The organism is Pseudomonas extremaustralis (assembly GCF_900102035.1).
GTDB lineage: Bacteria > Pseudomonadota > Gammaproteobacteria > Pseudomonadales > Pseudomonadaceae > Aquipseudomonas > Aquipseudomonas extremaustralis.
The window spans coordinates 5,462,828-5,484,760 of the sequence record NZ_LT629689.1 but is presented as its reverse complement, the minus strand read 5'-3'; the positions used below and the strand labels follow the sequence as shown (position 1 = coordinate 5,484,760).

At 62.6% G+C, this 21,933-nt stretch carries 21 protein-coding genes; 9 read left to right on the top strand and 12 right to left on the bottom strand.

What is annotated here, in order from left to right:
- Positions 1–3 precede the first annotated feature (3 nt).
- The 7 genes from BLR63_RS25245 to pqqE all read left to right on the top strand — a co-directional run bounded on the left by BLR63_RS25245 (position 4) and on the right by pqqE (position 6,649).
- Positions 4–798, top strand: coding sequence for a carbon-nitrogen hydrolase family protein (locus BLR63_RS25245; RefSeq protein WP_010566323.1), 795 nt, complete (start codon positions 4–6; stop codon positions 796–798).
- Positions 799–846: 48 nt separating this feature from the next.
- Positions 847–3,228, top strand: a complete 2,382-nt coding sequence (pqqF, locus tag BLR63_RS25240; protein ID WP_083365973.1) for a pyrroloquinoline quinone biosynthesis protein PqqF — start codon at positions 847–849, stop codon at positions 3,226–3,228.
- A gap of 159 nt (positions 3,229–3,387) precedes the next feature.
- Complete coding sequence (gene pqqA, locus BLR63_RS25235) at positions 3,388–3,462, top strand: pyrroloquinoline quinone precursor peptide PqqA (protein ID WP_003194766.1); 75 nt, start codon at positions 3,388–3,390, stop codon at positions 3,460–3,462.
- Positions 3,463–3,533: 71 nt separating this feature from the next.
- Positions 3,534–4,445, top strand: coding sequence for a pyrroloquinoline quinone biosynthesis protein PqqB (pqqB, locus tag BLR63_RS25230; RefSeq protein ID WP_010566321.1), 912 nt, complete (start codon positions 3,534–3,536; stop codon positions 4,443–4,445).
- A 56-nt stretch (positions 4,446–4,501) separates the two neighbouring features.
- Positions 4,502–5,254 (top strand): pyrroloquinoline-quinone synthase PqqC, encoded by a 753-nt coding sequence (gene pqqC, locus BLR63_RS25225; protein ID WP_010566320.1) that lies wholly within the window; start codon positions 4,502–4,504, stop codon positions 5,252–5,254.
- Positions 5,251–5,526, top strand: a complete 276-nt coding sequence (gene pqqD / locus BLR63_RS25220) for a pyrroloquinoline quinone biosynthesis peptide chaperone PqqD (protein WP_010566319.1) — start codon at positions 5,251–5,253, stop codon at positions 5,524–5,526. The genes pqqC and pqqD overlap by 4 nt, the downstream gene beginning before the upstream one ends.
- Entirely contained in the window at positions 5,519–6,649 is a 1,131-nt protein-coding gene (gene pqqE / locus BLR63_RS25215) for a pyrroloquinoline quinone biosynthesis protein PqqE (protein WP_010566318.1), read from the top strand. The genes pqqD and pqqE overlap by 8 nt, the downstream gene beginning before the upstream one ends.
- 6 nt (positions 6,650–6,655) lie before the next feature.
- Here pqqE and BLR63_RS25210 read toward each other — a convergent pair whose 3' ends face one another.
- Both BLR63_RS25210 and BLR63_RS25205 read right to left on the bottom strand, forming a co-directional pair.
- Positions 6,656–6,814, bottom strand: a complete 159-nt coding sequence (locus tag BLR63_RS25210; protein ID WP_010566317.1) for a YqaE/Pmp3 family membrane protein — start codon at positions 6,812–6,814, stop codon at positions 6,656–6,658.
- Positions 6,815–6,995: 181 nt separating this feature from the next.
- The gene (locus tag BLR63_RS25205; RefSeq protein WP_010566316.1) at positions 6,996–8,264 is read right to left on the bottom strand and encodes an aspartate aminotransferase family protein; all 1,269 of its coding nucleotides are present in this window, start codon (positions 8,262–8,264) and stop codon (positions 6,996–6,998) included.
- A gap of 209 nt (positions 8,265–8,473) precedes the next feature.
- On the opposite strand from BLR63_RS25205, the gene BLR63_RS25200 reads away from it, so the two are divergent.
- A complete protein-coding gene (locus tag BLR63_RS25200; RefSeq protein ID WP_010566315.1) occupies positions 8,474–9,373 on the top strand; it encodes a LysR family transcriptional regulator in 900 nt (299 codons plus the stop codon).
- 227 nt (positions 9,374–9,600) lie between these two features.
- Here BLR63_RS25200 and BLR63_RS25195 read toward each other — a convergent pair whose 3' ends face one another.
- The 4 genes from BLR63_RS25195 to BLR63_RS25180 all read right to left on the bottom strand — a co-directional run bounded on the left by BLR63_RS25195 (position 9,601) and on the right by BLR63_RS25180 (position 16,667).
- Positions 9,601–11,379, bottom strand: coding sequence for an acyl-CoA dehydrogenase C-terminal domain-containing protein (locus tag BLR63_RS25195; RefSeq protein ID WP_010566314.1), 1,779 nt, complete (start codon positions 11,377–11,379; stop codon positions 9,601–9,603).
- Between the two features lie 122 nt (positions 11,380–11,501).
- Positions 11,502–13,274: an acyl-CoA dehydrogenase C-terminal domain-containing protein gene (locus BLR63_RS25190; protein ID WP_010566313.1), complete on the bottom strand. Its 1,773-nt coding sequence runs from the start codon at positions 13,272–13,274 to the stop codon at positions 11,502–11,504.
- 91 nt (positions 13,275–13,365) lie between these two features.
- A complete protein-coding gene (locus BLR63_RS25185) occupies positions 13,366–14,655 on the bottom strand; it encodes a GGDEF domain-containing protein (RefSeq protein WP_010566312.1) in 1,290 nt (429 codons plus the stop codon).
- A 206-nt stretch (positions 14,656–14,861) separates the two neighbouring features.
- Complete coding sequence (locus tag BLR63_RS25180) at positions 14,862–16,667, bottom strand: phenylacyl-CoA dehydrogenase (RefSeq protein WP_010566311.1); 1,806 nt, start codon at positions 16,665–16,667, stop codon at positions 14,862–14,864.
- Between the two features lie 29 nt (positions 16,668–16,696).
- Here BLR63_RS25180 and BLR63_RS31365 point away from each other — a divergent pair, with 29 nt between their 5' ends.
- Entirely contained in the window at positions 16,697–16,846 is a 150-nt protein-coding gene (locus tag BLR63_RS31365) for a hypothetical protein (protein ID WP_156791911.1), read from the top strand.
- A 108-nt stretch (positions 16,847–16,954) separates the two neighbouring features.
- Here BLR63_RS31365 and BLR63_RS25175 read toward each other — a convergent pair whose 3' ends face one another.
- The 6 genes from BLR63_RS25175 to bioB form a co-directional block, all read right to left on the bottom strand.
- Positions 16,955–17,236 carry a hypothetical protein gene (locus BLR63_RS25175; protein ID WP_010566310.1) on the bottom strand — a complete coding sequence of 94 codons (282 nt, stop codon included), beginning with the start codon at positions 17,234–17,236 and terminating at the stop codon, positions 16,955–16,957.
- 104 nt (positions 17,237–17,340) lie between these two features.
- The gene (gene bioD, locus BLR63_RS25170; protein WP_010566309.1) at positions 17,341–18,021 is read right to left on the bottom strand and encodes a dethiobiotin synthase; all 681 of its coding nucleotides are present in this window, start codon (positions 18,019–18,021) and stop codon (positions 17,341–17,343) included.
- Positions 18,018–18,830, bottom strand: a complete 813-nt coding sequence (gene bioC / locus BLR63_RS25165; RefSeq protein ID WP_010566308.1) for a malonyl-ACP O-methyltransferase BioC — start codon at positions 18,828–18,830, stop codon at positions 18,018–18,020. The genes bioD and bioC overlap by 4 nt, the downstream gene beginning before the upstream one ends.
- On the bottom strand, positions 18,823–19,554 hold the full coding sequence (locus BLR63_RS25160; RefSeq protein ID WP_010566307.1) for an alpha/beta fold hydrolase: 732 nt from the start codon (positions 19,552–19,554) through the stop codon (positions 18,823–18,825). Before BLR63_RS25160 ends, bioC begins: the two co-directional genes overlap by 8 nt.
- Positions 19,547–20,716 carry an 8-amino-7-oxononanoate synthase gene (gene bioF, locus BLR63_RS25155; RefSeq protein WP_010566306.1) on the bottom strand — a complete coding sequence of 390 codons (1,170 nt, stop codon included), beginning with the start codon at positions 20,714–20,716 and terminating at the stop codon, positions 19,547–19,549. The genes BLR63_RS25160 and bioF overlap by 8 nt, the downstream gene beginning before the upstream one ends.
- A 143-nt stretch (positions 20,717–20,859) precedes the next feature.
- Entirely contained in the window at positions 20,860–21,915 is a 1,056-nt protein-coding gene (gene bioB / locus BLR63_RS25150; RefSeq protein WP_010566305.1) for a biotin synthase BioB, read from the bottom strand.
- Positions 21,916–21,933: the final 18 nt, after the last annotated feature.

Genomic DNA, 21,933 nt, shown 5'->3' with positions numbered 1-21,933 from the left:
ACTATGCGCGTCGCCCTGTACCAATGCCCGCCGCTGCCGCTGGATGTGGCCGGCAACCTCAAGCGCCTGCATCGCCTGGCCCATGAGGCGTCCGGTGTCGACCTGCTGGTGCTGCCGGAGATGTTCCTCACCGGCTACAACATCGGCGCCAAAGCGGTCGGCGCATTGGCCCAAGCGCAGGATGGCGACTCGGCGCAGACGATTGCCGAACTGGCGCAAAGTGCCGGCTTGGCAATCCTGTACGGCTACCCGGAACGCGCCGCGGACGGGCAGATCTATAACGCTGTGCAGTTGATCGACGCCCACGGCCAACGCCTGTGCAACTACCGCAAAACGCACCTGTTCGGCGACCTCGATCATTCGATGTTCAGTGCCGGAGGCAATGATTTCCCGTTGGTGGAACTCAACGGGTGGAAACTGGGCGTGCTGATCTGCTACGACCTGGAGTTCCCGGAAAACACCCGGCGCCTGGCCCTGGCCGGCGCCGATCTGATCCTGGTACCCACCGCGAATATGGTGCCGTTCGACTTTGTCGCCGACGTCACCGTGCGAGCGCGGGCCTTTGAGAATCAGTGCTACGTGGCCTACGCCAACTACTGCGGGCACGAAGGCGAAATCCAGTATTGCGGGCAAAGCAGCATCGCCGCGCCGGATGGCCAGCGCATCGCCCAGGCCGGCCTGGATGAAGCCTTGATCGTTGGCACGCTGGAACACCAAGCGATCCTCGACGCCCGCGCTGCCAACGACTACCTGCAAGACCGCCGCCCCGAACTGTACGGCACGCTGCACAAGCCCTGAACTGGTGGGTTTGCTAGCATAGGCGCCTCCTACGTTTCGGAAGTGCCCATGCCTGCGCCGCCCCCCCCCCATCATCTTCACCTGACCCTGGCCAACGGCCTGGGGGTTTCCCTGCGTCATGCGCCGCGTTTGAAGCGCAGCGCTGCGGCCCTGCGGGTGGCGGCCGGCAGCCATGACGTGCCCTTGGCATGGCCCGGCCTGGCGCACTTTCTGGAACATTTGTTGTTTCTGGGCACTGAGCGTTTTCCCACCGAAGAAGGGCTGATGGCCTACGTGCAGCGTCACGGTGGCCAGGTGAATGCCAGCACCCGTGAACGCACCACGGATTTTTTCTTTGAGCTGCCACTGGCGAGCTTCGCCGATGGGCTGGAGCGCCTGGCCGATATGCTCACCCATCCGCGCCTGAGCCTGGACGATCAACTGCGCGAGCGCGAAGTGCTGCATGCGGAGTTCATCGCCTGGTCCCAGGATGCCAAGGCGCAGCAGCAGGTGGCATTGCTCACGGGCGTGGCCGTCGATCATCCGCTGCGAGGTTTTCACGCAGGCAACCGCGACAGCCTGCCGGTGGAACGCGAGGCGTTTCAACACGCGTTGCGGGCATTCCACCAAGGGTTCTATCAGAGCGGGCAGATGACCCTGTGCCTGGCCGGCCCACAGTCGTTGGCCGAGCTGGAAACTCTGGCGCGACGCTTCGGTGAAGCGCTGACCTCGGGGCCCCGGCACCCACAGGTGGCGCCATCGGCCTTGATGAGCAGTGCGGCGCGCAGTTATCAACACGTCGACGGCAATCACCTGCACCAAGTCATAAGCTCTGAAGCCCCCCGCGAAGCCCTGGATTTCCTCTGCCTCTGGCTTAACGCAGCGGCGCCGGGCGGCCTGCTCGCCGAGCTGCAAACCCAGCGACTGGCCACCGCACTGCACGCGTCCGTGATCTATCACTTCGCCGGGCAAGCGCTGCTGGCTATCGATTTCACCCTCGGCGCTCAACACGACTCGGCGACACAGATCGAGGCGTTGCTGCACGACTGGCTGAGCTTTTTCGCACACAGCGACTGGACCTCACTGCGGGAAGAATTCGCCCTGCTGGCGGCTCGCCAACATCAGGTCCAAGGCGCCCTGGCCTTGGCGCGGCATGCCAGCGAAGGGTTGGAAGCGCAGCTGTCGGAGCAGGCTGTCAGCGCCCTCAAGGCCCTGCTCGACGCGCTGCACCTGCCGCCGTCCCGACACCCTTGGCGCCTACCACCGAACAACCCGTTCCTGCGCCCCGCCGCCAAGGAAGAACGCGCCGGCCTGATTCGTGGCCAAACCAGCGCCCACCGTGGCTTGCGTACCTTTGCCCAGGACCGCTCACGGGGCCGGCGGGAACAGTCGGCGCTGACCTTCAGCCCAGCATTGGCCAACGACACCGATGAAGGCGCGCTGTACCTGCATTGGCGCTTCGATTCAGCCGCTCCCGCGGGGCTCGACAGCACATTGCAGGCATTGGTCGAGAATGCCCGGCAGGCGGGCGTCGAGCTGTCTTTCGACGCCAATGGTCAGGACGCGGTGGTGAAAATCGTCGGCCTGCAAGACCCCATGCCGGCGGTGCTGGAAGCGCTGGCGCTGGGTTTGAATCAGGCACCAGCTGCCCCCCTCGCCTCGCCGCCCTTGATCGCGATCCGTGCACTGCTCAAGGCGTTGCCGATGTGCTGCGCCGGTACTGTTTCAGGCGCCGATGAACCGCAAGCACGGTGGGCCAGCGCACGTTGGCAAGGACTGGCCGTCGGTTTCTCTGCCGCCCATGAAGCGGCGATCAAAGCCGCGGCCGCCCGTTTGCCAGGACAACCCACCAGCCTCGCGTACCAATCCCCGAGCCTCGGCGGCCAACGCCTCTGGCATAAGGTGAAGACCGACGCCAGCGACGCTGCCTTGCTGCTGTTCTGCCCGACACCGGCTCAATCCCTGGCCGATGAAGCCGCGTGGCGACTGCTCGGGCATCTGCTCCAGGCGCCCTTCTACCAGCGCCTGCGCGTCGAGTTGCAAGTGGGCTACGCGGTGTTCAGCGGTATCCGACAGGTCAATGGGCAAACCGGCCTGCTGTTTGGTGTGCAATCCCCCAACGTCGCGCTGGCGGCAATCGTTGACCATCTGCACGCATTTTTACGGCAACTGCCTGCGCTGATCGCCAGCAGCGACGACCTGGGCAACGACGCATTGGCGCAACAATTCACCACGCAGGCGCTACCCGTCGCCCAAGCCGCCGAGCTGCTGTGGCACGCGCACCTGACCGGCCATCCGTCGGATTACCTCGCGCAACTTCAACAGCAGATCCTGGCCCTTACCCGGCAAGACCTGCAGCACGCCGCGCAGCAACTGCAAGACGCGGCGGGCGGCTGGCGCTGCCTTGCCAACGGCCCGCGCATCGACGATACCTGGCGAACCGCGTCCTGACCGTTGCCCTCCCTGCAACAAGCTTTTTCCACCAAGACAGCGCTAACTTGAAAATAATTGAGTAAGATTCCCACGCACACATCTGAACATCTCCGACTGGAGGTGGACTATATGTATTACTTGGTAGTAAACGTCCCATCCCTTCGTAGGAGTAAGAATATGACCTGGTCCAAACCTGCTTACACTGATCTGCGCATCGGTTTCGAAGTGACTATGTACTTCGCCAGCCGCTGATTGGCTGGGTAAGACAACGCCTCGGCTCGTCCGGGGCGTTTTTGTTTTCAGCTTTGTTTGATGGAGCGGCCATGTTTGTCCAGATTCTAGGTTCCGCCGCCGGCGGCGGCTTCCCGCAGTGGAACTGCAACTGCGTGAACTGCGCCGGCTTTCGTGACGGCAGCCTGCGGGCGCAGGCGCGTACCCAGTCGTCCATCGCGATTTCCGATGACGGCGTGAATTGGGTGCTGTGCAATGCCTCGCCGGATATCCGCGCGCAACTGCAGGGCTTCGCACCGATGCAGCCCGGCCGCGCCCTGCGCGACACCGGCATCAGCGCCATCATCCTGATGGACAGCCAGATCGACCACACCACCGGCCTGTTGAGCCTGCGCGAAGGCTGTCCGCATCAGGTCTGGTGCACCGACATGGTCCATGAAGACCTGAGCACCGGCTTCCCGCTGTTCACCATGCTCACCCACTGGAACGGCGGCCTGGCCTGGAACCGCATCGAGCTGGACGCCAGCTTCAGCATCCCGGCCTGCCCTAACCTGCGTTTCACCCCGCTGCCGCTGCGCAGTGCCGCGCCACCGTATTCGCCGCACCGCTTCGACCCGCACCCAGGCGACAACATCGGCCTGATCGTCGAAGACCTGCGCACCGGCGGCAAACTGTTCTATGCCCCAGGCCTGGGCAAAGTCGACGCGCCGTTGATGGACATCATGGCCGGCAGCGACTGCCTGCTGGTGGACGGCACGATGTGGGACGACGATGAGATGCAGCGCCGTGGCGTCGGCACCCGCACCGGTCGCGAGATGGGCCACCTGGCACAGAACGGCCCCGGCGGCATGCTCGAAGTGCTCGAACAATTGCCGGAACAGCGCAAGGTGCTTATCCACATCAACAACACCAACCCGATCCTCGATGAAGACTCGCCCGAGCGCGCCGAGCTGACACGACGCAATGTAGAAGTGGCCTACGACGGCATGAGCATTGAACTGTAGGAGCGAGCTTGCTCGCGAAAAACGCCAAAGCACCCCGCTCCCACAGGAGGAACCCCATGACTGACACACCATTGACCCAAACAGAATTCGAACATGCCCTGCGGGCCAAGGGCGCCTTCTACCATATCCATCACCCGTACCACGTGGCGATGTATGAAGGCCGCGCCACCCGCGAGCAGATCCAGGGCTGGGTCGCCAACCGCTTCTACTATCAGGTGAACATCCCGCTCAAGGACGCTGCGATCCTGGCCAACTGCCCGGACCGCGAAATCCGCCGCGAGTGGATTCAGCGCCTGCTCGACCACGACGGCGCACCGGGTGAAGACGGCGGCATCGAAGCCTGGCTGCGTCTGGGCCAGGCCGTGGGCCTGGACCCGGACCAACTGCGTTCCCAGGAACTGGTCCTACCCGGCGTACGCTTTGCGGTGGACGCCTACGTCAACTTTGCGCGCCGCGCCAGCTGGCAAGAAGCCGCCAGCAGCTCGTTGACCGAACTGTTCGCGCCGCAGATCCACCAGTCGCGTCTCGACAGTTGGCCCCAGCATTACCCGTGGATCGACCCCGCCGGCTACGAGTATTTCCGCACCCGCTTGAGCCAGGCTCGGCGCGATGTGGAACATGGCCTGGCGATCACCCTGCAGCACTACACCACCCGTGAAGGCCAGGAACGCATGCTGGAAATTCTCCAGTTCAAACTGGACATCCTGTGGAGCATGCTGGATGCCATGAGCATGGCCTACGAATTGAAACGCCCGCCTTATCACAGCGTGACCGAGCAGCGGGTCTGGCATAAAGGGATCGCCCTATGAGCTTTGATCGCAGCAAGAAACCGACCTGGCGCCAGGGCTATCGCTACCAGTACGAGCCTGCGCAAAAAGGCCACGTACTGCTCTACCCCGAAGGCATGATCAAGCTCAACGAAAGTGCCGCCTTGATCGGTGGGCTGATCGACGGCGAGCGCGACGTCGCCGCGATCATCGGTGAGCTGGATAAACAATTCCTCGGTGTGCCTGAGCTGGGTGATGACGTCGAGCAATTCATGGAGGTAGCCCGTGCCCAGCACTGGATCACTCTTGCCTGAACAACCAGCCATCGGCCTGCCCTTGTGGCTGCTCGCCGAGCTGACCTACCGCTGCCCGCTGCAGTGCCCGTATTGCTCCAACCCGCTGGATTTTGCCGAGCAGGGCAAGGAGCTGAGCACCGAGCAGTGGTTCAAGGTGTTTCGCGAAGCCCGCGAGATGGGCGCTGCGCAGTTGGGCTTTTCCGGCGGTGAGCCGCTGGTGCGCCAGGACCTTGCCGAACTGATCGCCGAGGCGCGCAGGCTGGGGTTCTACACCAACCTGATCACCTCCGGCATCGGCCTGACTGAACAGAAGATCAGCGACTTCAAGAAAGCCGGTCTGGACCACATCCAGATCAGCTTCCAGGCCAGCGACGAACAGGTGAACAACCTGCTCGCCGGTTCGAAAAAGGCCTTCGCGCAAAAACTGGAAATGGCCCGCGCGGTGAAGGCCCACGGCTACCCGATGGTGCTGAACTTCGTCACCCATCGGCACAACATCGACAAGATCGACCGCATCATCGAGCTGTGCATTGCGCTGGAAGCGGACTTTGTCGAACTCGCCACCTGCCAGTTCTACGGCTGGGCGCAGCTCAATCGAGTGGGGTTGTTGCCGACCCGGGAACAGCTGGTGCGCGCCGAGCGCATCACCAACGAATACCGCGCCAAGCTCGAAGCCGAAGGGCACCCGTGCAAGCTGATTTTCGTGACCCCGGATTACTACGAAGAACGCCCGAAAGCCTGCATGAATGGCTGGGGCAGCATCTTTCTTACAGTGACTCCGGACGGTACTGCCCTGCCCTGCCACGGCGCCCGACAGATGCCGGTGCAGTTTCCCAACGTGCGCGACCACAGCATGCAGCACATCTGGTACGACTCCTTCGGTTTCAACCGCTTTCGCGGCTACGACTGGATGCCCGAGCCGTGCCGTTCATGCGATGAAAAGGAGAAGGACTTCGGCGGCTGCCGCTGCCAGGCGTTCATGCTAACCGGCGATGCGAGCAATGCCGACCCGGTGTGCAGCAAGTCCGAGCACCACGGCATGATCCTTAAAGCCCGGGAAGAAGCCGAACACGCCACCCAGACCATCGAACAACTGGCCTTTCGCAATGAGCGCAACTCACGGCTCATCGCAAAAAGCTGACGGTCTTCAGCGCTTGGCGATGATGTACACCGCGTGGATGACGCCTGGGAAGTAACCGCACAAGGTCAGCAGAATATTCAGCCAGAATGCGCCGGCGAAACCCACTTGCAGAAACACACCCAGTGGCGGCAACAGAATGGCAATGATGATACGAATGAAGTCCATGGGTTCAGCTCCTGAAAATCGGCTCGTGTGAGCCGTGTAGCTAATCGACCTTGGACGTTCGTGAGGGTTCAGTGGGTTCTGGCACTGCGCCAGCTTTCGCCGCACAAAAAAAAACGCCCCCAGCCAAAAAAAACAGGCTGGGGGCGCCGCGTATACCGCGAGACGGTTCAGGAATAAGGGGTCAGACGGCGATGCCCTTGCGGCATTGCAACTGGGCGGCTTGCACCCTGGAAAATGCGCGCGCCAGGCGCAGGAGCATTTCGTCGATGTTGCTTTTGCTCACGGTCAGGGCTGGTGTGAAGCGCAGGCAATCAGGTTGCGGGGCATTGATAATCAGGCCTTCGTGCAGGGCAGCGTTTACCACGTCATCCGCAGAATCATCCGACAGCGTCAGGCCCCACATCAGGCCATCGCCGCGCAATTGGCCGTGGTCGTAGCGATAGGCCAGGCGGGCGAGGCCTTCGCTCAGGTAAAGGCCGGACTCTCGGACATGTTCCAGGAAGCCGTGTTCCAGCACGGTATCAAGCACCGCCACACCGACCGAGGCCATCAGCGCATTGCCGTGATGGGTGCCTTCCAACTCGCCGACCTCGAAGCAACAGGCTTTGCCCCGCGCCAGCAACGCCGCCACTGGTACACCGCCGCCCAGGCCTTTGCCGAGGGTAATGATGTCGGCGCGCACACCGTAGCGCTCTTCGGCGAGCAAAGTACCGCAGCGACCGATGCCGGTTTGCACTTCGTCGAGAATCAGCAGAATGCCCAGCTCGCGGCACAGCCGCTCGACACCCTGGAGGTAATGCTCGGTCGCCAGGATGACACCGGCTTCGCTCTGGATCGGTTCCAGCATGATGGCGACGGTTTTTGCATCGACGGCCGCGTGCAGGGCTGCCAGGTCATTGAGCGGGACGTGACTGAAGCCCGGCAACTGCGGTTCAAAACGGTTTTCACAGGTACTCGCCGAGGCCGACATCGCCGCAAAGCTGCGCCCATGGCAGCCGTTGCTGGCGCTGATGATCCGATAGGCGCCGCCGCGATGCAGCTGGCCCCACTTGCGCGCCAGTTTGATCGCCGCTTCACAGGCTTCGGCGCCGCTGTTGAGCAAATACGCCTGGTCGCTGCCGGTGCGGTGGCACAGGCGTTCGACGAGATTGAGTTGGGGGCGGTTGTGCAGGCCATAACCGGGGTTGATCAAGGCTTGGGCCTGATCGGCCAGGGCGTTGACCAAGACCTTCGGGCTGTGGCCGAGGCTGTTGGCGGCGCTGCCCTGGCTGAAGTCCAGATAGGCGCGATCATCGCTGTCCCACAACCAGGAACCCTGGCCACGGACGAAGACTTGTGGGGGACGCGCTACGGTAGGCATCAGGCATTCACCGGGAAAATCGTTGCGGGGCGCCTCGATGATCAGGTCATCCAGACTGGCCGCCGGGCGGCGTAAGTTGAACAGGTTCACACTTCACCTCCCATGGCAACCACCCCTTGGTCGGTACATCCACCAAAACCTGCCTGGATGTTTTTTGTCTTGCCTATGCAAAAACCATCAACATGAACGCTAATCATCGCCCGATCTGGCCCTGTAAGCCTTGTGGATAGGCGCTAGAATAGGCGTCTTAGGGGCCAACGGCCATTTCGATTTTCCAGCTTTTTCGATAAGAAACACTTATGGATTTTAAGCAACTGCGTTATTTCGTCGCGGTGTATGAGGAAGGCCATGTCGGCCGCGCTGCAGAACGCCTGTCGATCTCCCAACCGGCCTTGTCTCAGCAGATCCGTCATCTGGAACAAGACCTCGATGTGAGCCTGTTCGAACGCAGCAGCAAGCGCCTGCTGCCGACCCTCGCGGCCCACACCTTATACAACCACGCCTTGCCGTTGATCGATGGCATGCAGCAGGCCGTGGAGGCGTTGCGCAACTTCAAGGGCCAGGCATTGCGCACCTTGGCCATCGGCGTGCTGCAAACCGTACACACCAGCCTGGTGCCGCAAATGCTGGAGCGCGTGCGCAAGGCCCAGCCGCATCTGGTGGTGCAAATCTATGAACTGACCGGGCTTGAGATTGAACGGCGCCTGCTCAATGGCTCGCTGGACATCGGCATCAGTTTCCTGCCGCCCCGCCAACCGGGGTTGCACGGCATGGTGCTGTACGAAGATGAGCTGAAGGTGGTCATCCCGGCGGATCACCCTCTGCGCGAATTCAAGAAAGTCTCCGTGAAACAGGCCGCCGAGTTGCCAATGCTACTGCTGGGGGAAGAGTTCCAGATCAGGCAGATCTGGCAGGGCCAGCTATCCAACCTCGGACGCCGCCCGCAGGTGCAGGCGGAGTTGAATACCATGGTGGGGATTCTCGACAGCCTGCCCAATTCCAAACTGGCCACGGTGCTGCCGGGGCGCTCCCAGGATGAACACAACAGCCAATCGCTGCTGTGGAAACCCTTGAGCGAGCCGAGGGTGCCGCTCAAAGTCGGCCTGGTCTGCCGCGATGTGCAACGTCAGCAGGCGACGCTGGCGCTATTGCGCACCTTGCTCGAAGACGTGATGAACGCCCCGCTGGCGCCCGGCTGACTTTTTCGCGGGCAAAAGAAAACCCCGCCGAAGCGGGGCTTTGCAGACTGTTTCCCTTGACATCCTTTTCACTCCGCCACCCTGGCAGAATCCTACGTGTCCGTGTTGTTGCTTTGCGCTTCCTGCGCGACGTCCATGGCAAGTAGATTATCCGTGGATCCAATGTGGCGATAGAGGACGAATAGCAGCACGTCATGTAAGAGAATGCTTACACGCCCTCCAAGCCCTTAGAACAGGGCTTCATCCAGCAAAAACAGCGATTCGCTACCGGCTTTTACCGACGCACTCAGCGAATGGATACGTGGCAGCAGGCGCGCGAAGTAGAAGCGTGCGGTGCCCAGTTTGCTGGCGTAGAAGTCTTCCTGCGCCTCTTTGCCCAACGCGGCCTTGGCCATGCGCGCCCACATGTAGGCGTACGCCATGTAGCCAAAGGCGTGCAGGTACTCCACCGATGCCGCCCCGATTTCATTCGGGTTGGTCTTGGCGCGATCCAGCACCCAGGCTGTCAGCTCGTCCAGGTTATCCACTGCCGCACCGAGCGGCTGGGTGAACTCGGCCAACTCGGGCGCAGCATCGGCGATGAACTGGCGGATCTCGTCGGCGAACAAGGTGTAGAACGCACCGCCGTTGCCGACGATCTTGCGGCCCATCAAATCCAGCGCCTGGATACCGTTGGTGCCCTCGTAGATCTGGGTGATACGCACATCGCGCACCAGTTGTTCCTGGCCCCACTCGCGAATGTAGCCGTGGCCGCCAAACACTTGCTGGCCCAGCACGGCGGTTTCCAGACCCAGGTCGGTGAGGAACGCCTTGGCCACTGGCGTCAGCAAAGCTACCAGGTTGTCCGCGCGCTCGCGGGCAGCGGCATCGTCGCTGAACTTGGCGATGTCCAACTGCGTCGCCACGTAGGTGGAGAACGCACGACCGCCTTCGTTCGAGGCCTTCATGGTCAGCAGCATGCGCCGCACGTCCGGGTGGACGATGATCGGGTCGGCCGGTTTGTCCTTGGCCTGGGCGCCGGTCGGCGCGCGGCTTTGCAGACGGTCGCGGGCGTATTCGATGGCGTTCTGGTACGAACGCTCACCGGACGCCAGGCCTTGGATACCGACGCCCAGGCGCTCGTAGTTCATCATGGTGAACATCGCCGCCAGGCCCCGGTTGGGTTCGCCCACCAGGTAGCCGACGGCTTCGTCGAAGTTCATCACACAGGTCGCGGACGCCTGGATGCCCATCTTGTGCTCGATGGAACCACAGCTCACCGGGTTACGCGCCCCCAGGCTGCCGTCGGCGTTGACCATGAACTTGGGCACCAGGAACAGCGAGATGCCCTTGGGACCGGCCGGTGCGTCGGGCAGCTTGGCCAGCACCAGATGGATGATGTTTTCGGTCAGGTCGTGTTCGCCGCCGGTGATAAAGATCTTGGTCCCGCTGACCTTGTAGGAACCGTCCGCCTGCGGCTCGGCCTTGGTGCGGATCATCCCCAGGTCGGTGCCGGCGTGGGCTTCGGTCAGGCACATGGAGCCGGCCCACTCGCCGGAGTACATCTTCGGCAGATAGGTGGCCTTGAGGGCTTCATTGGCGTGGGTGTTGATCGACACGCAAGCGCCGGAGGTCAGCATCGGGTACAGGCCGAACGCCAGGCTCGACGAGTTGATCATTTCTTCGACTTGCGCCGACACGGCCTTGGGCATGCCCATGCCGCCAAAGGCCGGATCGCCGCCTACGCCGACCCAACCGCCTTCGGCATAGGTGGTATAGGCCTGTGGAAAGCCGTCCGGCGTACTGACAACGGTGTCCGCCCAGCGGCAGCCCTGCTCGTCGCCAGCACGGCTGAGCGGGGCGATGGATTTGGCGGTGACTTTGCCCGCTTCCTCGAGGATGGCTTCAACGGTTTCGGCATCGACGCTGTCTGCCAATGCCGGCAATTGAGCCCAAGTCTTGGCGACCTCGAAAACTTCGTTGAGGACGAAGCGCATATCACGCAACGGCGCTTTGTAATCAGCCATGGCAAACCTCGTGAGAACGTGAAAAGTGATTCGATAGGATCGGTTTTACAGGCGCCGAGTGTACCCGAACAACTTTTCAGACACATAGGGTCCACTTGTGACCGACCGGTATTTTTAAGTCATCACAACGCGAAAGCCTCCGCGGGCAGACTTATCAGGCATTCGCTGCCCGCCTGCACGGCAGCGCGGTGGGTGGCGGTGCGTGGCAGCAGGCGCTTGAAATAGAAGTCGCACGTGGCCAGCTTGGCGCGGGCGAACTCGGCGTCGTCGACCTGGGCCTGGGCCGCGATGGCCATGCGCAGCCACAGGTAGGCGAGGATGATGTAACCGCTGTACATCAAGTAGTCCACGGCCGCAGCGCCGACTTCGTCAGGGTTCTTCATCGCCGCCATGCCGACCTCGGTGGTCAGCTCGCCCCATTCCTGGTTGAGTTGATTGAGTTGCGCCACATAGGCCTTGAGTTGCGGGTGTTCGGCATTCGCCGCGCAGAACTTATGCACGATCCGGGTAAAGCCGCGCAGCAACTTGCCTTGGCTGCCCAGCACCTTGCGGCCCAGCAGGTCGAGGGCCTGGATACCGTTGGTGCCTTCGTAGATCGGCGCGATCCGCGCATCCCGGGCCAGTTGCTCCATGCCCCATTCGCGGATATAGCCATGCCCGCCGAAGATCTGCATGCCGTGGTTGGTGACCTCGAGCCCGGTGTCGGTCATAAAGGCTTTGCAGATGGGCGTGAGGAACGCCAGCAGGTCTTCGGCCTCCTGACGCTGGGCGGCGTCGCTGCCCAGGTGCGCGGTGTCGAGCAATTGCGCGGTGAAGTAGGTCAGCGCGCGATTGCCTTCGTTGAAGGCTTTCATGGTCAGCAGCATGCGGCGCACATCGGGGTGCACGATGATCGGGTCGGCGGCTTTGTCCGGGGCCTTGGCGCCGGTCAGCGCGCGCATTTGCAGGCGTTCGCTGGCGTATTTGACCGCGCCCTGGAAGCTCGCTTCGCCGTTGCACAGGCCCTGCATGCCGGTGCCCAGGCGCGCGTGGTTCATCATGGTGAACATGCAGTTGAGGCCTTTGTTCGGTTCACCGATCAAAAAGCCCTTGGCGCCGTCGAAGTTGAGTACGCAGGTGGCCGAAGCCTTGATGCCCATCTTGTGTTCGATAGAACCGCAGTGCACCGCATTGCGCTCGCCCGAATCGGTATGGAACTTGGGCACGATAAACAGCGAGATGCCTTTGGTGCCGGCCGGCGCATCCGGCAGCTTGGCCAGCACCAGGTGGATGATGTTGGCGCTCAGGTCGTGTTCGCCGGCGGAGATGAAAATCTTGCTGCCGCTGAGCGCGTAGCTGCCATCCGCCTGGGGCACGGCGCGGGTTTTGATCAGGCCCAGGTCGGTGCCGCAATGGGCTTCGGTCAGGCACATGGTGCCGGTCCATTCGCCGGCGGTGAGTTTGCCGAGGAAGGTGGCTTTCTGTTCATCGGTGCCGTGGGCGTGGATCGCCGACATCGCGCCGTGGGTCAGGCCGGGGTACATGCCCCAGGACGTATTGCTGGAGCCGATCATTTCGCTGAGTACCAGGCCCAACGATTGCGGCAGGCCCTGGCCGCCGTAGGCCGGGTCCGCCGCCACGCCGTGCCAGCCGCCTTCCACATACTGGGCAAAGGCTTCCTTGAAACCCTTGGGCGTGGTCACGACGCCCTGGTCGAAATGGCAACCTTCCTCGTCACCGCTGCGGTTGAGCGGTGCGAGCACGTTCTCGCAGAATTTGGCGCCTTCTTCGAGGATTGCACTGACCATGTCCGGGCTGGCGTCGGTTGCGCCCAGGGCGGCGTAATGGCCGTGGAAATCGAATACGTTGTCGATCAGAAAGCGCATGTCGCGCAGGGGAGCTTTGTACTCAGGCATGGCAGTGTTCTCCGGCAGCAGATGGTTGCAACCTACTGCCGGTCGGCGCCCCGGACAATCACTGTAGGGCCGCTGAATACATCGCCATCACTCAACCGGCGGCGCGCTCCATGCGCACCGCGCCACGCCGGGTTTGCCCGGCCGCGACCACACAGTTACGCCCCGCGCCCTTGGCGGCGTACAAGGCCTGGTCGGCGGTCTTGAGCACTTCTTCGGGAGTGCGATGCTCGGCCAGGCGCTCGGCCACGCCGATGCTGATGGTCACCGAGACACTCGACGCGCCACTGCCCGCGCGGCGCTGGCGGCCTTGTTGGTCGTCTTGCGGGCGGTCCGGGTTACGCAGCTTGATGTCGTAGTCCGCGATGATCTCGCGGATATCCTCCAAGTGCGGCATGCATTCCTCCAGGGTCTTGCCGGCAAACACCACGGCGAACTCTTCACCGCCATACCGATAGGCACGCCCGCCACCGTTGACCTTGGACAGTTTGCTGGCGACCAGGCGCAGTACCTGGTCGCCCACATCGTGACCGTGGGTATCGTTGAAACGCTTGAAGTGGTCGACGTCACTCATGGCCAGCACATAGTTGCGCCCCAGCCGCTGCATGCGCTCGTTGAGGGCGCGACGCCCCGGCAGGCCGGTCAGCTCATCGCGGAACGCCATTTGATACGCCTCGTGCGCCACGCCGGCGGCGATCATCAGCATCACCTGGCTGCACATGATGTTCAGGGTGAACGGCAGGATGAACGTTTGCGGCAGCATCCAGAACATCCCCAACAACCCCACCAGTTGCGCCGCATGCAGCGGGCGCGGCTGGTACCAGTACTGGGCCGCGAGGCTGAGAAAACCGATCAGGAACATCGGGTACGACAGCTGGATCAGGCTCATCCAACTGCCATGCAGCGCCGGCCAGCGAATCTCCGCCAGCCAGTTCAACACGGCCTGGGGATAACTTTGTTCGAGTGCCAGGGCCACGCTGCCCACCGCCAGCAATACCGCGCCACGGGCGACGAAGTCACGGAACAGGTGGGTCTTTTCCTGCCAAAGCGCATAAATACTGAACAGAACCGGCAATAACAGGCAGCACAAATGAAACACCACGGCGGCGTCTTCACGCACGCGGCCATTGTCGCGGTAGTAGTCGGTCTGGGTATCGAGCAGGAAATACGCGATGTACACCGTGATCATCAGGAACAGTTCACGCTGGCGGCGATACACCGCACAGTACGAACCGCCGAGCAACAGCACCAGGGTCGGCAACACATTGAACAGCGACGTGAAGAAGACGTTGAGATCCTTGACGTACGCAGCCGAGAGCCCGGCCAGCAACAGCAGCAACGAAGGGAGAAAATGACTGAAACGTAAAGCGGACACGCGTGACAAGGGTAAAGCTCCGACCCGCAAAAAATGATGGCACCGTGCCTCTATTCAGACAGTTAAGCACAACTCGCCTGGCATGTATCACATTGCCATTACTTTAACGGCAGCTGGCGGCAATCCCTGAGCGCGATGCTGTGGATTTTTATCGCCCATAAAAAAGCCGCCGCTCCCCAAGGGGCGCGGCGGCGTTCAAGAACTTCCGGTAAGGCTTAGTAAGCCAGGCCGAAGTCTTCTTCTTTCATGTCCATCAGGTTGTTCGCGCCCGACAGCATGGTGGCCACGTGGGTACGGGTACGTGGCAGGATGCGCTGGAAGTAGAAGCGCGCGGTTTGCAGCTTGGCGGTGTAGAACGCCGTTTCGCTGGTGCCGGCGGCCAGTTTCTCGGCGGCCAGGCGCGCCATGTCGGCCCAGAAGTAAGCCAGGCAGGCGTAACCGGAATACATCAGGTAATCCACCGAAGCGGCACCGACTTCTTCGCGGTCTTTCATCGCCGCCATGCCGACCTTCATGGTCACTTCGCCCCACTCTTTATTCAGCGCAGCCAGCGGTGCAACGAATTCCTTGATGGCTTCGTTGCCTTCGTTGGCCTGGCAGAACTTGTGCACGATCTTGGTGAAGCCCTTGAGCGCTTCGCCCTGGGTCATCAGCACTTTACGACCGAGCAGGTCCAGCGCCTGGATGCCGGTGGTGCCTTCGTACAGCATCGAGATGCGGCTATCGCGCACGTTCTGCTCCATGCCCCACTCGGCGATGAAGCCATGACCGCCGTAGATCTGCACGCCGTGGTTGGCGGACTCGAAACCGACTTCGGTCATGAACGCCTTGGCGATCGGCGTCATGAACGCCAGCAGGCCATCGGCTTGTTTCTTGGCTTCGTCGTCGGTGCCGTATTTGACGATGTCCACTTGCTTGGCGGTGAAGTACACCATCGCACGGTTGCCTTCGGCGAAGGCTTTCATGGTCAGCAGCATGCGGCGCACGTCGGGGTGCACGATGATCGGGTCAGCGGCTTTGTCTGGAGCTTTCGGGCCGGTCAGGGAGCGCATCTGCAGGCGATCGCGGGCGTATTTCAGGCCGCCCTGGAAACCGATCTCGGCGTGGGCCAGGCCTTGCAGCGCGGTGCCCAGGCGAGCGGTGTTCATAAAGGTGAACATGCAGTTCAGGCCTTTGTTCGCCGGGCCGATCAGGAAACCAGTGGCCGCGTCGAAGTTCATCACGCAGGTGGCGTTGCCGTGGATGCCCATCTTGTGTTCCAGGGAACCACAGCTGACCGCGTTGCGCGCACCGATCGAGCCGTCTGCGTTAGGCAGGAATTTCGGCACGATAAACAGCGAGATACCTTTGGTGCCGGCCGGTGCGTCCGGCAGGCGGGCCAGGACGATGTGGACGATGTTGTCGGCCATGTCGTGTTCACCGGCCGAGATGAAGATCTTGGTGCCGGAGACTTTGTAGGAACCGTCGGCCTGAGGCTCGGCCTTGGTGCGCAGCATGCCCAGGTCGGTGCCGCAGTGCGGTTCGGTCAGGCACATGGTGCCGGTCCATTCGCCCGACACCAGTTTGGTCAGGTAGGCGTCTTGTTGCTCGGGAGTGCCGTGCTCGGAAATGGTGTTCATCGCACCATGGGACAGGCCGGGGTACATGCCCCACGACCAGTTGGCTTCGCCGACCATTTCGCTGACGGCCAGGCCCAGGGATTCGGGCAGGCCTTGGCCACCGTGCTGGACGTCGTGGGCCAGGCTTGGCCAACCACCTTCGACGAATTGCTGGTAGGCCTCTTTGAAGCCTGTCGGGGTTTTCACACCGGACTCGCTCCAGGTGCAACCTTCAAGGTCACCCACGCGGTTCAGCGGCGCCAGCACCTGCTCACAAAACTTGGCGCCTTCTTCGAGAATGGCGTCAACCATGTCCGGGGTTGCGTCTGCGCAAGCCGGAAGGCTCTGATAGTGCGCTTCGTAGCCGAGCAGTTCGTCACGAACGAAGCGAATATCACGCAAGGGGGCCTTGTAGTCAGGCATAGCGATAAACCTCTGCTGATGGAGCTGGGATGAACAACCGCATGGGATTTGTTGTTGCGGTCAAACAGGTGTTTGAAACATACGTTTACGACCTGGGGATGTCAAGCGTCGTCCCCGTGCCGTTTGTCATTGCATGGCCCAACGGCGCGCACGACAAAACCTGCGGCGGGACGCCATAAGAAAGATTAGGAGAAAAGCAGAATTGTGCAGGCGCTGGCTGGCCAGCGATCGCGGTATGCGTGGCATACCGCGTTGCGGGGATTGCCGGTGAGCCGGCGCCTACAGGGTCAGGCGAAGGTGTTGATCAAGGTGCCGAGCATTTCATCGGAGGCCTTGGCGACTTTGGCGCCCAACTCCACTTGAAACTTGCCTTGGGCCATTTCGACCATGTTGCTGGCCGAGTTGGTCGGCTGCGCACGGTCATTGGCCTGCAGAAGATCGCTCTGGGCGTCCGACGGCTGGGTCGTGGCGGCGCTGGCAATTCTGCCGGCGGCCTGGTCGACGCGGCTCTGCCCGGCCTGAATCGTGCTCAAACCCGAATAAAACGCGCTGCTGCCAGAAATTTCCATGGCGTGGACCTGCTGAGAGAATCGTGAAGTTGAATTGAAGCAGACATCCTGGCAAAAGGCCCGTCAAAAACACTAATGGCATAATGCCTTATCGATAGCCAAAATCAGTCAAGCAGGTCCAACTGCAAATATTCCGCCACCGCATCGGCGCGGGCGTGCTTGAGTTTCGGCACCCGGCCCAGGCACGGCGCGGGCAAACGTTCGGCGAGGGTGGCGAGGTTTTCTTCCAGGCGCGAAGTCTTGGGGTCGATGATGTTGGCCACCCAACCGGCCAGCGGCAGGCCGTCACGGGCGATGGCTTCGGCGGTGAGCAAGGCATGGCTGATGCAGCCCAGGCGCACGCCCACCACCAGGATCACCGGCAGCTTGAGCGCCATGGCCAGGTCCGACAGGTTGTCCTGATCGGCCAGGGGCACGCGCCAGCCGCCCGCGCCTTCGATCAGGGTGAAATCCGCTTGTCGGGCCAGGATCTGCTGCATGGGTTTCAACAGCGATTGCACGGTCAGCGCGACGCCCGCCTCCCGCGCTGCCAAATGGGGCGCGATGGCCGGCTCGAAGGCCACTGGGTTGACCTCGTCATAGCGCAGCGATAACGAACATTCGGCCAGCAGCGCCAGGGCATCGGCATTGCGCAAGCCTTTGGGGGTGAGCTGGCAGCCCGAGGCCACCGGTTTTCCGGCGGCGGTGCTTTTGCCGGCCTGGCGGGCGGCATGCAGCAGGCCGGCAGCGATGGTGGTCTTGCCGACATCGGTGTCGGTGCCGGTGATGAAATAAGCGGCGCTCATCGAGGTTTCTCCAGTACGGCGTACACCACTTGGTAAGTCGCCGGCAGGCCCTGGGCCTGTCGGAACTGCTCGTAAGCGTCGACCAGTGCAACAATCCGCGCGCGGCCCGTCAAGCCTCCGGGGCGACCCGGGTTGAGATTGTGTGCGCCCAGCGCCTTCAACTCATGGGTCAGGCTGCGCACATCCGGGTAATGCAACACATGGGGAAGCCGCTCCAGGCTCACCGCCCGCAAGCCACTGGCCGCGCACAACTGTTGATAGGCCTCGAAGGTGCGAAAGCGATTGACGTGGACCAGGCCATCCGCCGCACGCCAGCTTTCGCGTAACTCGTCCAGGGTACCCACGCACAGGCTCGCGAACGCCAGCACCCCACCCGGTCGCAGCACACGATAAGCCTCGCTGAGCACGGCATCGAAATTCGCACACCACTGCACCGCCAGGCTGGAGAAGATCAGGTCGCAGCTTGCAGCCTGCAACGGCAGGCGTTCGGCATCCCCGGCGATGAAATACGTGGCGCCGCCCAAGGGACGTGCGTGGTTGAGCATGCCTTCGGCGATATCCAGTGCCACGCCGTGGCTGGCCGGCAAACGGTCGCCCAGCACGCGGCTGAAGTAACCGGTGCCGCAGCCCATATCCAGCCAGCGGCGCGGTGCAAAAGCCAACGGCAGACGCGCCAACAAGGTATGCCCCACGTCCCGTTGCAACTGCGCCACGCTGTCGTAACTGGCGGCCGCACGGGAAAAGGACGCCGCCACCTGACGCTTGTCCGGCAATACACCCGGCAAAGCGGGACGGGATAAATCAGTCATCGACGCACTCGTGCAAAAAAGCCTGGATGGCCGCCGCGACACCATGGGGGTCCTCCAGAAGAAAAGCGTGGCCGGCTTGTTCAATCACGCCGATTTCCACATCGGGCAGCAACGCCAGCAGATCACTGGCGGCTTCGGCGGGCACCAGCCCATCCAGGCCGGCGAACAGGTGCAGTTGCGGGCCGCGAAACGCCTGCAACGCGGCGCGGGTGTCGAGTTTCGCCAGCAGTTCAAGGCCGCTTATCAACACGCTGACGGGCAAATTCGGCGCACCGCTGACCAGCAAGCGCGACAGCCCGCGCGGGTCCTCGGCGCCCTTGGCACACAACAGGCCGAAACGCTTGAGGGTGGCCTGGAAATCGACACGGCAGCCGGCGAGAAACCCATCGAAGGTTTCGACGGGCATCGCGTTCGGCCAGCCCTCGTGGGCGACGAAACACGGGTTGCTGGCCAGGGTGAAGACGCCGCAGCAACGCTCGCCGCGCCGCGCCGCCAGCTCGGAGGCGAGCATGCCGCCCAAGGACCAGCCGCCCAGCCAGGCGTTGTCCGGCAGCGTGGCGTCGAGTTCGTCGAGCCACTCCTCCAGGTCGCTGGAAGCCAGCAGCGGCAACGGTTCGATCTGCACCCGCAAGTGTGCGTCCAGGCCCTGCAATGCCGCGGCCAACGGTTCCAGCGGCGATACGCCGAGGCCCCAGCCGGGCAGTAAGATCAGTCGGTCACGCATGTTCGGGCTCCAGGCGGAAACACGCTTCCAGTGCGTTCAACAATAGCTGCACCTGCGCCTCGCTGTGGGCCGCGGTCAATGTCACACGCAAACGCGCACTGCCAGCCGGCACAGTGGGCGGACGGATCGCCGTGACCATCACTCCGCGCTCGCGCAGCCGCTGCGACAGGCGTATCGCCTTGGCGCTGTCGCCGACCATGATCGGCTGGATCGGCGTAAAGCTGTCCATCAAGTCCAGGCCGAGCTGCTCGGCGCCCCGGCGGAACTGGCGGATCAGGCCGTTCAGATGCTCGCGCCGCCAATGCTCGGTGCGCAGCAGCTCCAGGCTTTTCAAAGTGGCGCAGGCCAGCGCCGGGGGTTGGCTGGTGGTGTAGATGTACGGCCGGGCGAACTGGATCAGGCTTTCGATCAACTCTTCGCTGCCGGCCACAAAAGCCCCGGCGGTGCCGAAGGCTTTGCCCAGGGTACCGACCAGCACCGGCACGTCGTCCTGACTCAAGCCGAAATGCTCGACGATCCCCGCGCCGTTGGCACCCAGCGGGCCGAAGCCATGGGCGTCATCCACCATCAACCAGGCGCCCTTGGCACGTGCTTCGCGGGCCAGCGCCGGCAAGTCGGCGAGGTCGCCGTCCATGCTGAACACGCCGTCGGTGACCACCAAGGTATTGCCGGTGGCTTTTTCCAGGCGCTTGGCCAGGCTGACAGCGTCGTTGTGCAGATAGCGATTGAAGCGCGCCCCGGACAACAGGCCGGCGTCCAGCAGAGACGCGTGGTTGAGACGGTCCTCCAGCACGGTATCGCCCTGCCCCACCAGCGCCGTGACCGCGCCGAGGTTGGCCATGTAACCGGTGGTAAACAGCAAGGCACGTGGGCGACCGGTGAGGTCGGCCAGGGCTTCTTCCAGTTCGTGGTGCGGCGTGGCATGACCGACCACCAGGTGCGAAGCGCCACCGCCCACGCCCCAACGGGACGCACCGGCGCGCCAGGCTTCGATCACCTGCGGGTGATTGGCCAGGCCCAGGTAGTCGTTATTGCAGAACGCCAGCAACGGCTGGCCGTCCACCACCACTTGCGGGCCTTGGGGGCTGTCCAGCAAGGGGCGCTGGCGGTAAAGGTGTTCGGCACGGCGGGCAGCGAGGCGCGCGGCGAGATCGAAAGACATGCAGGCCTCGGATTGGCAGGTTCAACTCGGTCAGAAAATGTGGGAGGGGCTTGCTCCCGATGCCGGTGTATCAGTAGGAAATGAACGAACTGACCCACCGCTATCGGGAGCAAGCCCCCTCCCACATTTGAATCGCACTTCAATCAAACGGCAGCGTTATAGAACTGCTCGCTGCTCTTCTGCTCCACCAACGCTTGCTCGATCGCAGCCTGGTGCACTTCGTCGGCGTGCTCTTCACGGGCTTCCGGCAGAATGCCCAAGCGCGCGAACAGTTGCATGTCTTTGTCAGCCTGGGGGTTGGCGGTGGTCAGCAGTTTGTCGCCGTAGAAGATCGAGTTGGCACCGGCGAAGAAGGCCAGGGCCTGCATCTGCTCGTTCATCGCCTCACGCCCGGCCGACAGGCGCACATGGGACTGCGGCATCAGGATGCGCGCCACCGCCAGCATGCGGATAAAGTCGAACGGGTCGATTTCCTCGGCGTTTTCCAGCGGTGTACCAGCGACTTTCACCAGCATGTTGATCGGCACCGACTCTGGATGCTCCGGCAGGTTGGCCAGTTGGATCAGCAGGTTCGCGCGATCGTCCAGGGACTCGCCCATGCCGAGGATGCCGCCGGAGCAGATCTTCATCCCTGAATCGCGCACATAGGCCAGGGTTTGCAGGCGTTCGGCGTAAGTGCGGGTGGTGATGATCGAGCCGTAGAACTCCGGCGAGGTGTCGAGGTTGTGGTTGTAGTAATCCAGGCCCGCCTGGGCCAGCGCTTGGGTCTGGTCCTGGTCGAGACGGCCCAGGGTCATGCAGGTTTCCAGGCCCATGGCCTTCACGCCTTTGACCATCTGCAGCACGTAGGGCATGTCTTTGGCCGACGGATGCTTCCACGCGGCGCCCATGCAGAAGCGGGTCGAGCCGATGGCCTTGGCGCGGGCAGCCTCTTCGAGGACCTTCTGCACTTCCATCAGCTTTTCTTTTTCCAGGCCGGTGTTGTAGTGGCCCGACTGCGGACAATATTTGCAATCTTCTGGACAGGCGCCGGTCTTGATCGACAGCAGGGTCGACACTTGCACACGGTTGGCGTCGAAATGCGCGCGGTGCACGGTCTGCGCCTGGAACAGCAGGTCGTTGAACGGTTGCACGAACAACGCTTTGACTTCGGCTAAGGACCAATCGTGACGCAGGGTGGCGGTGGTGCTGGCGCTCATGGGCGATTCCTTGGTTAT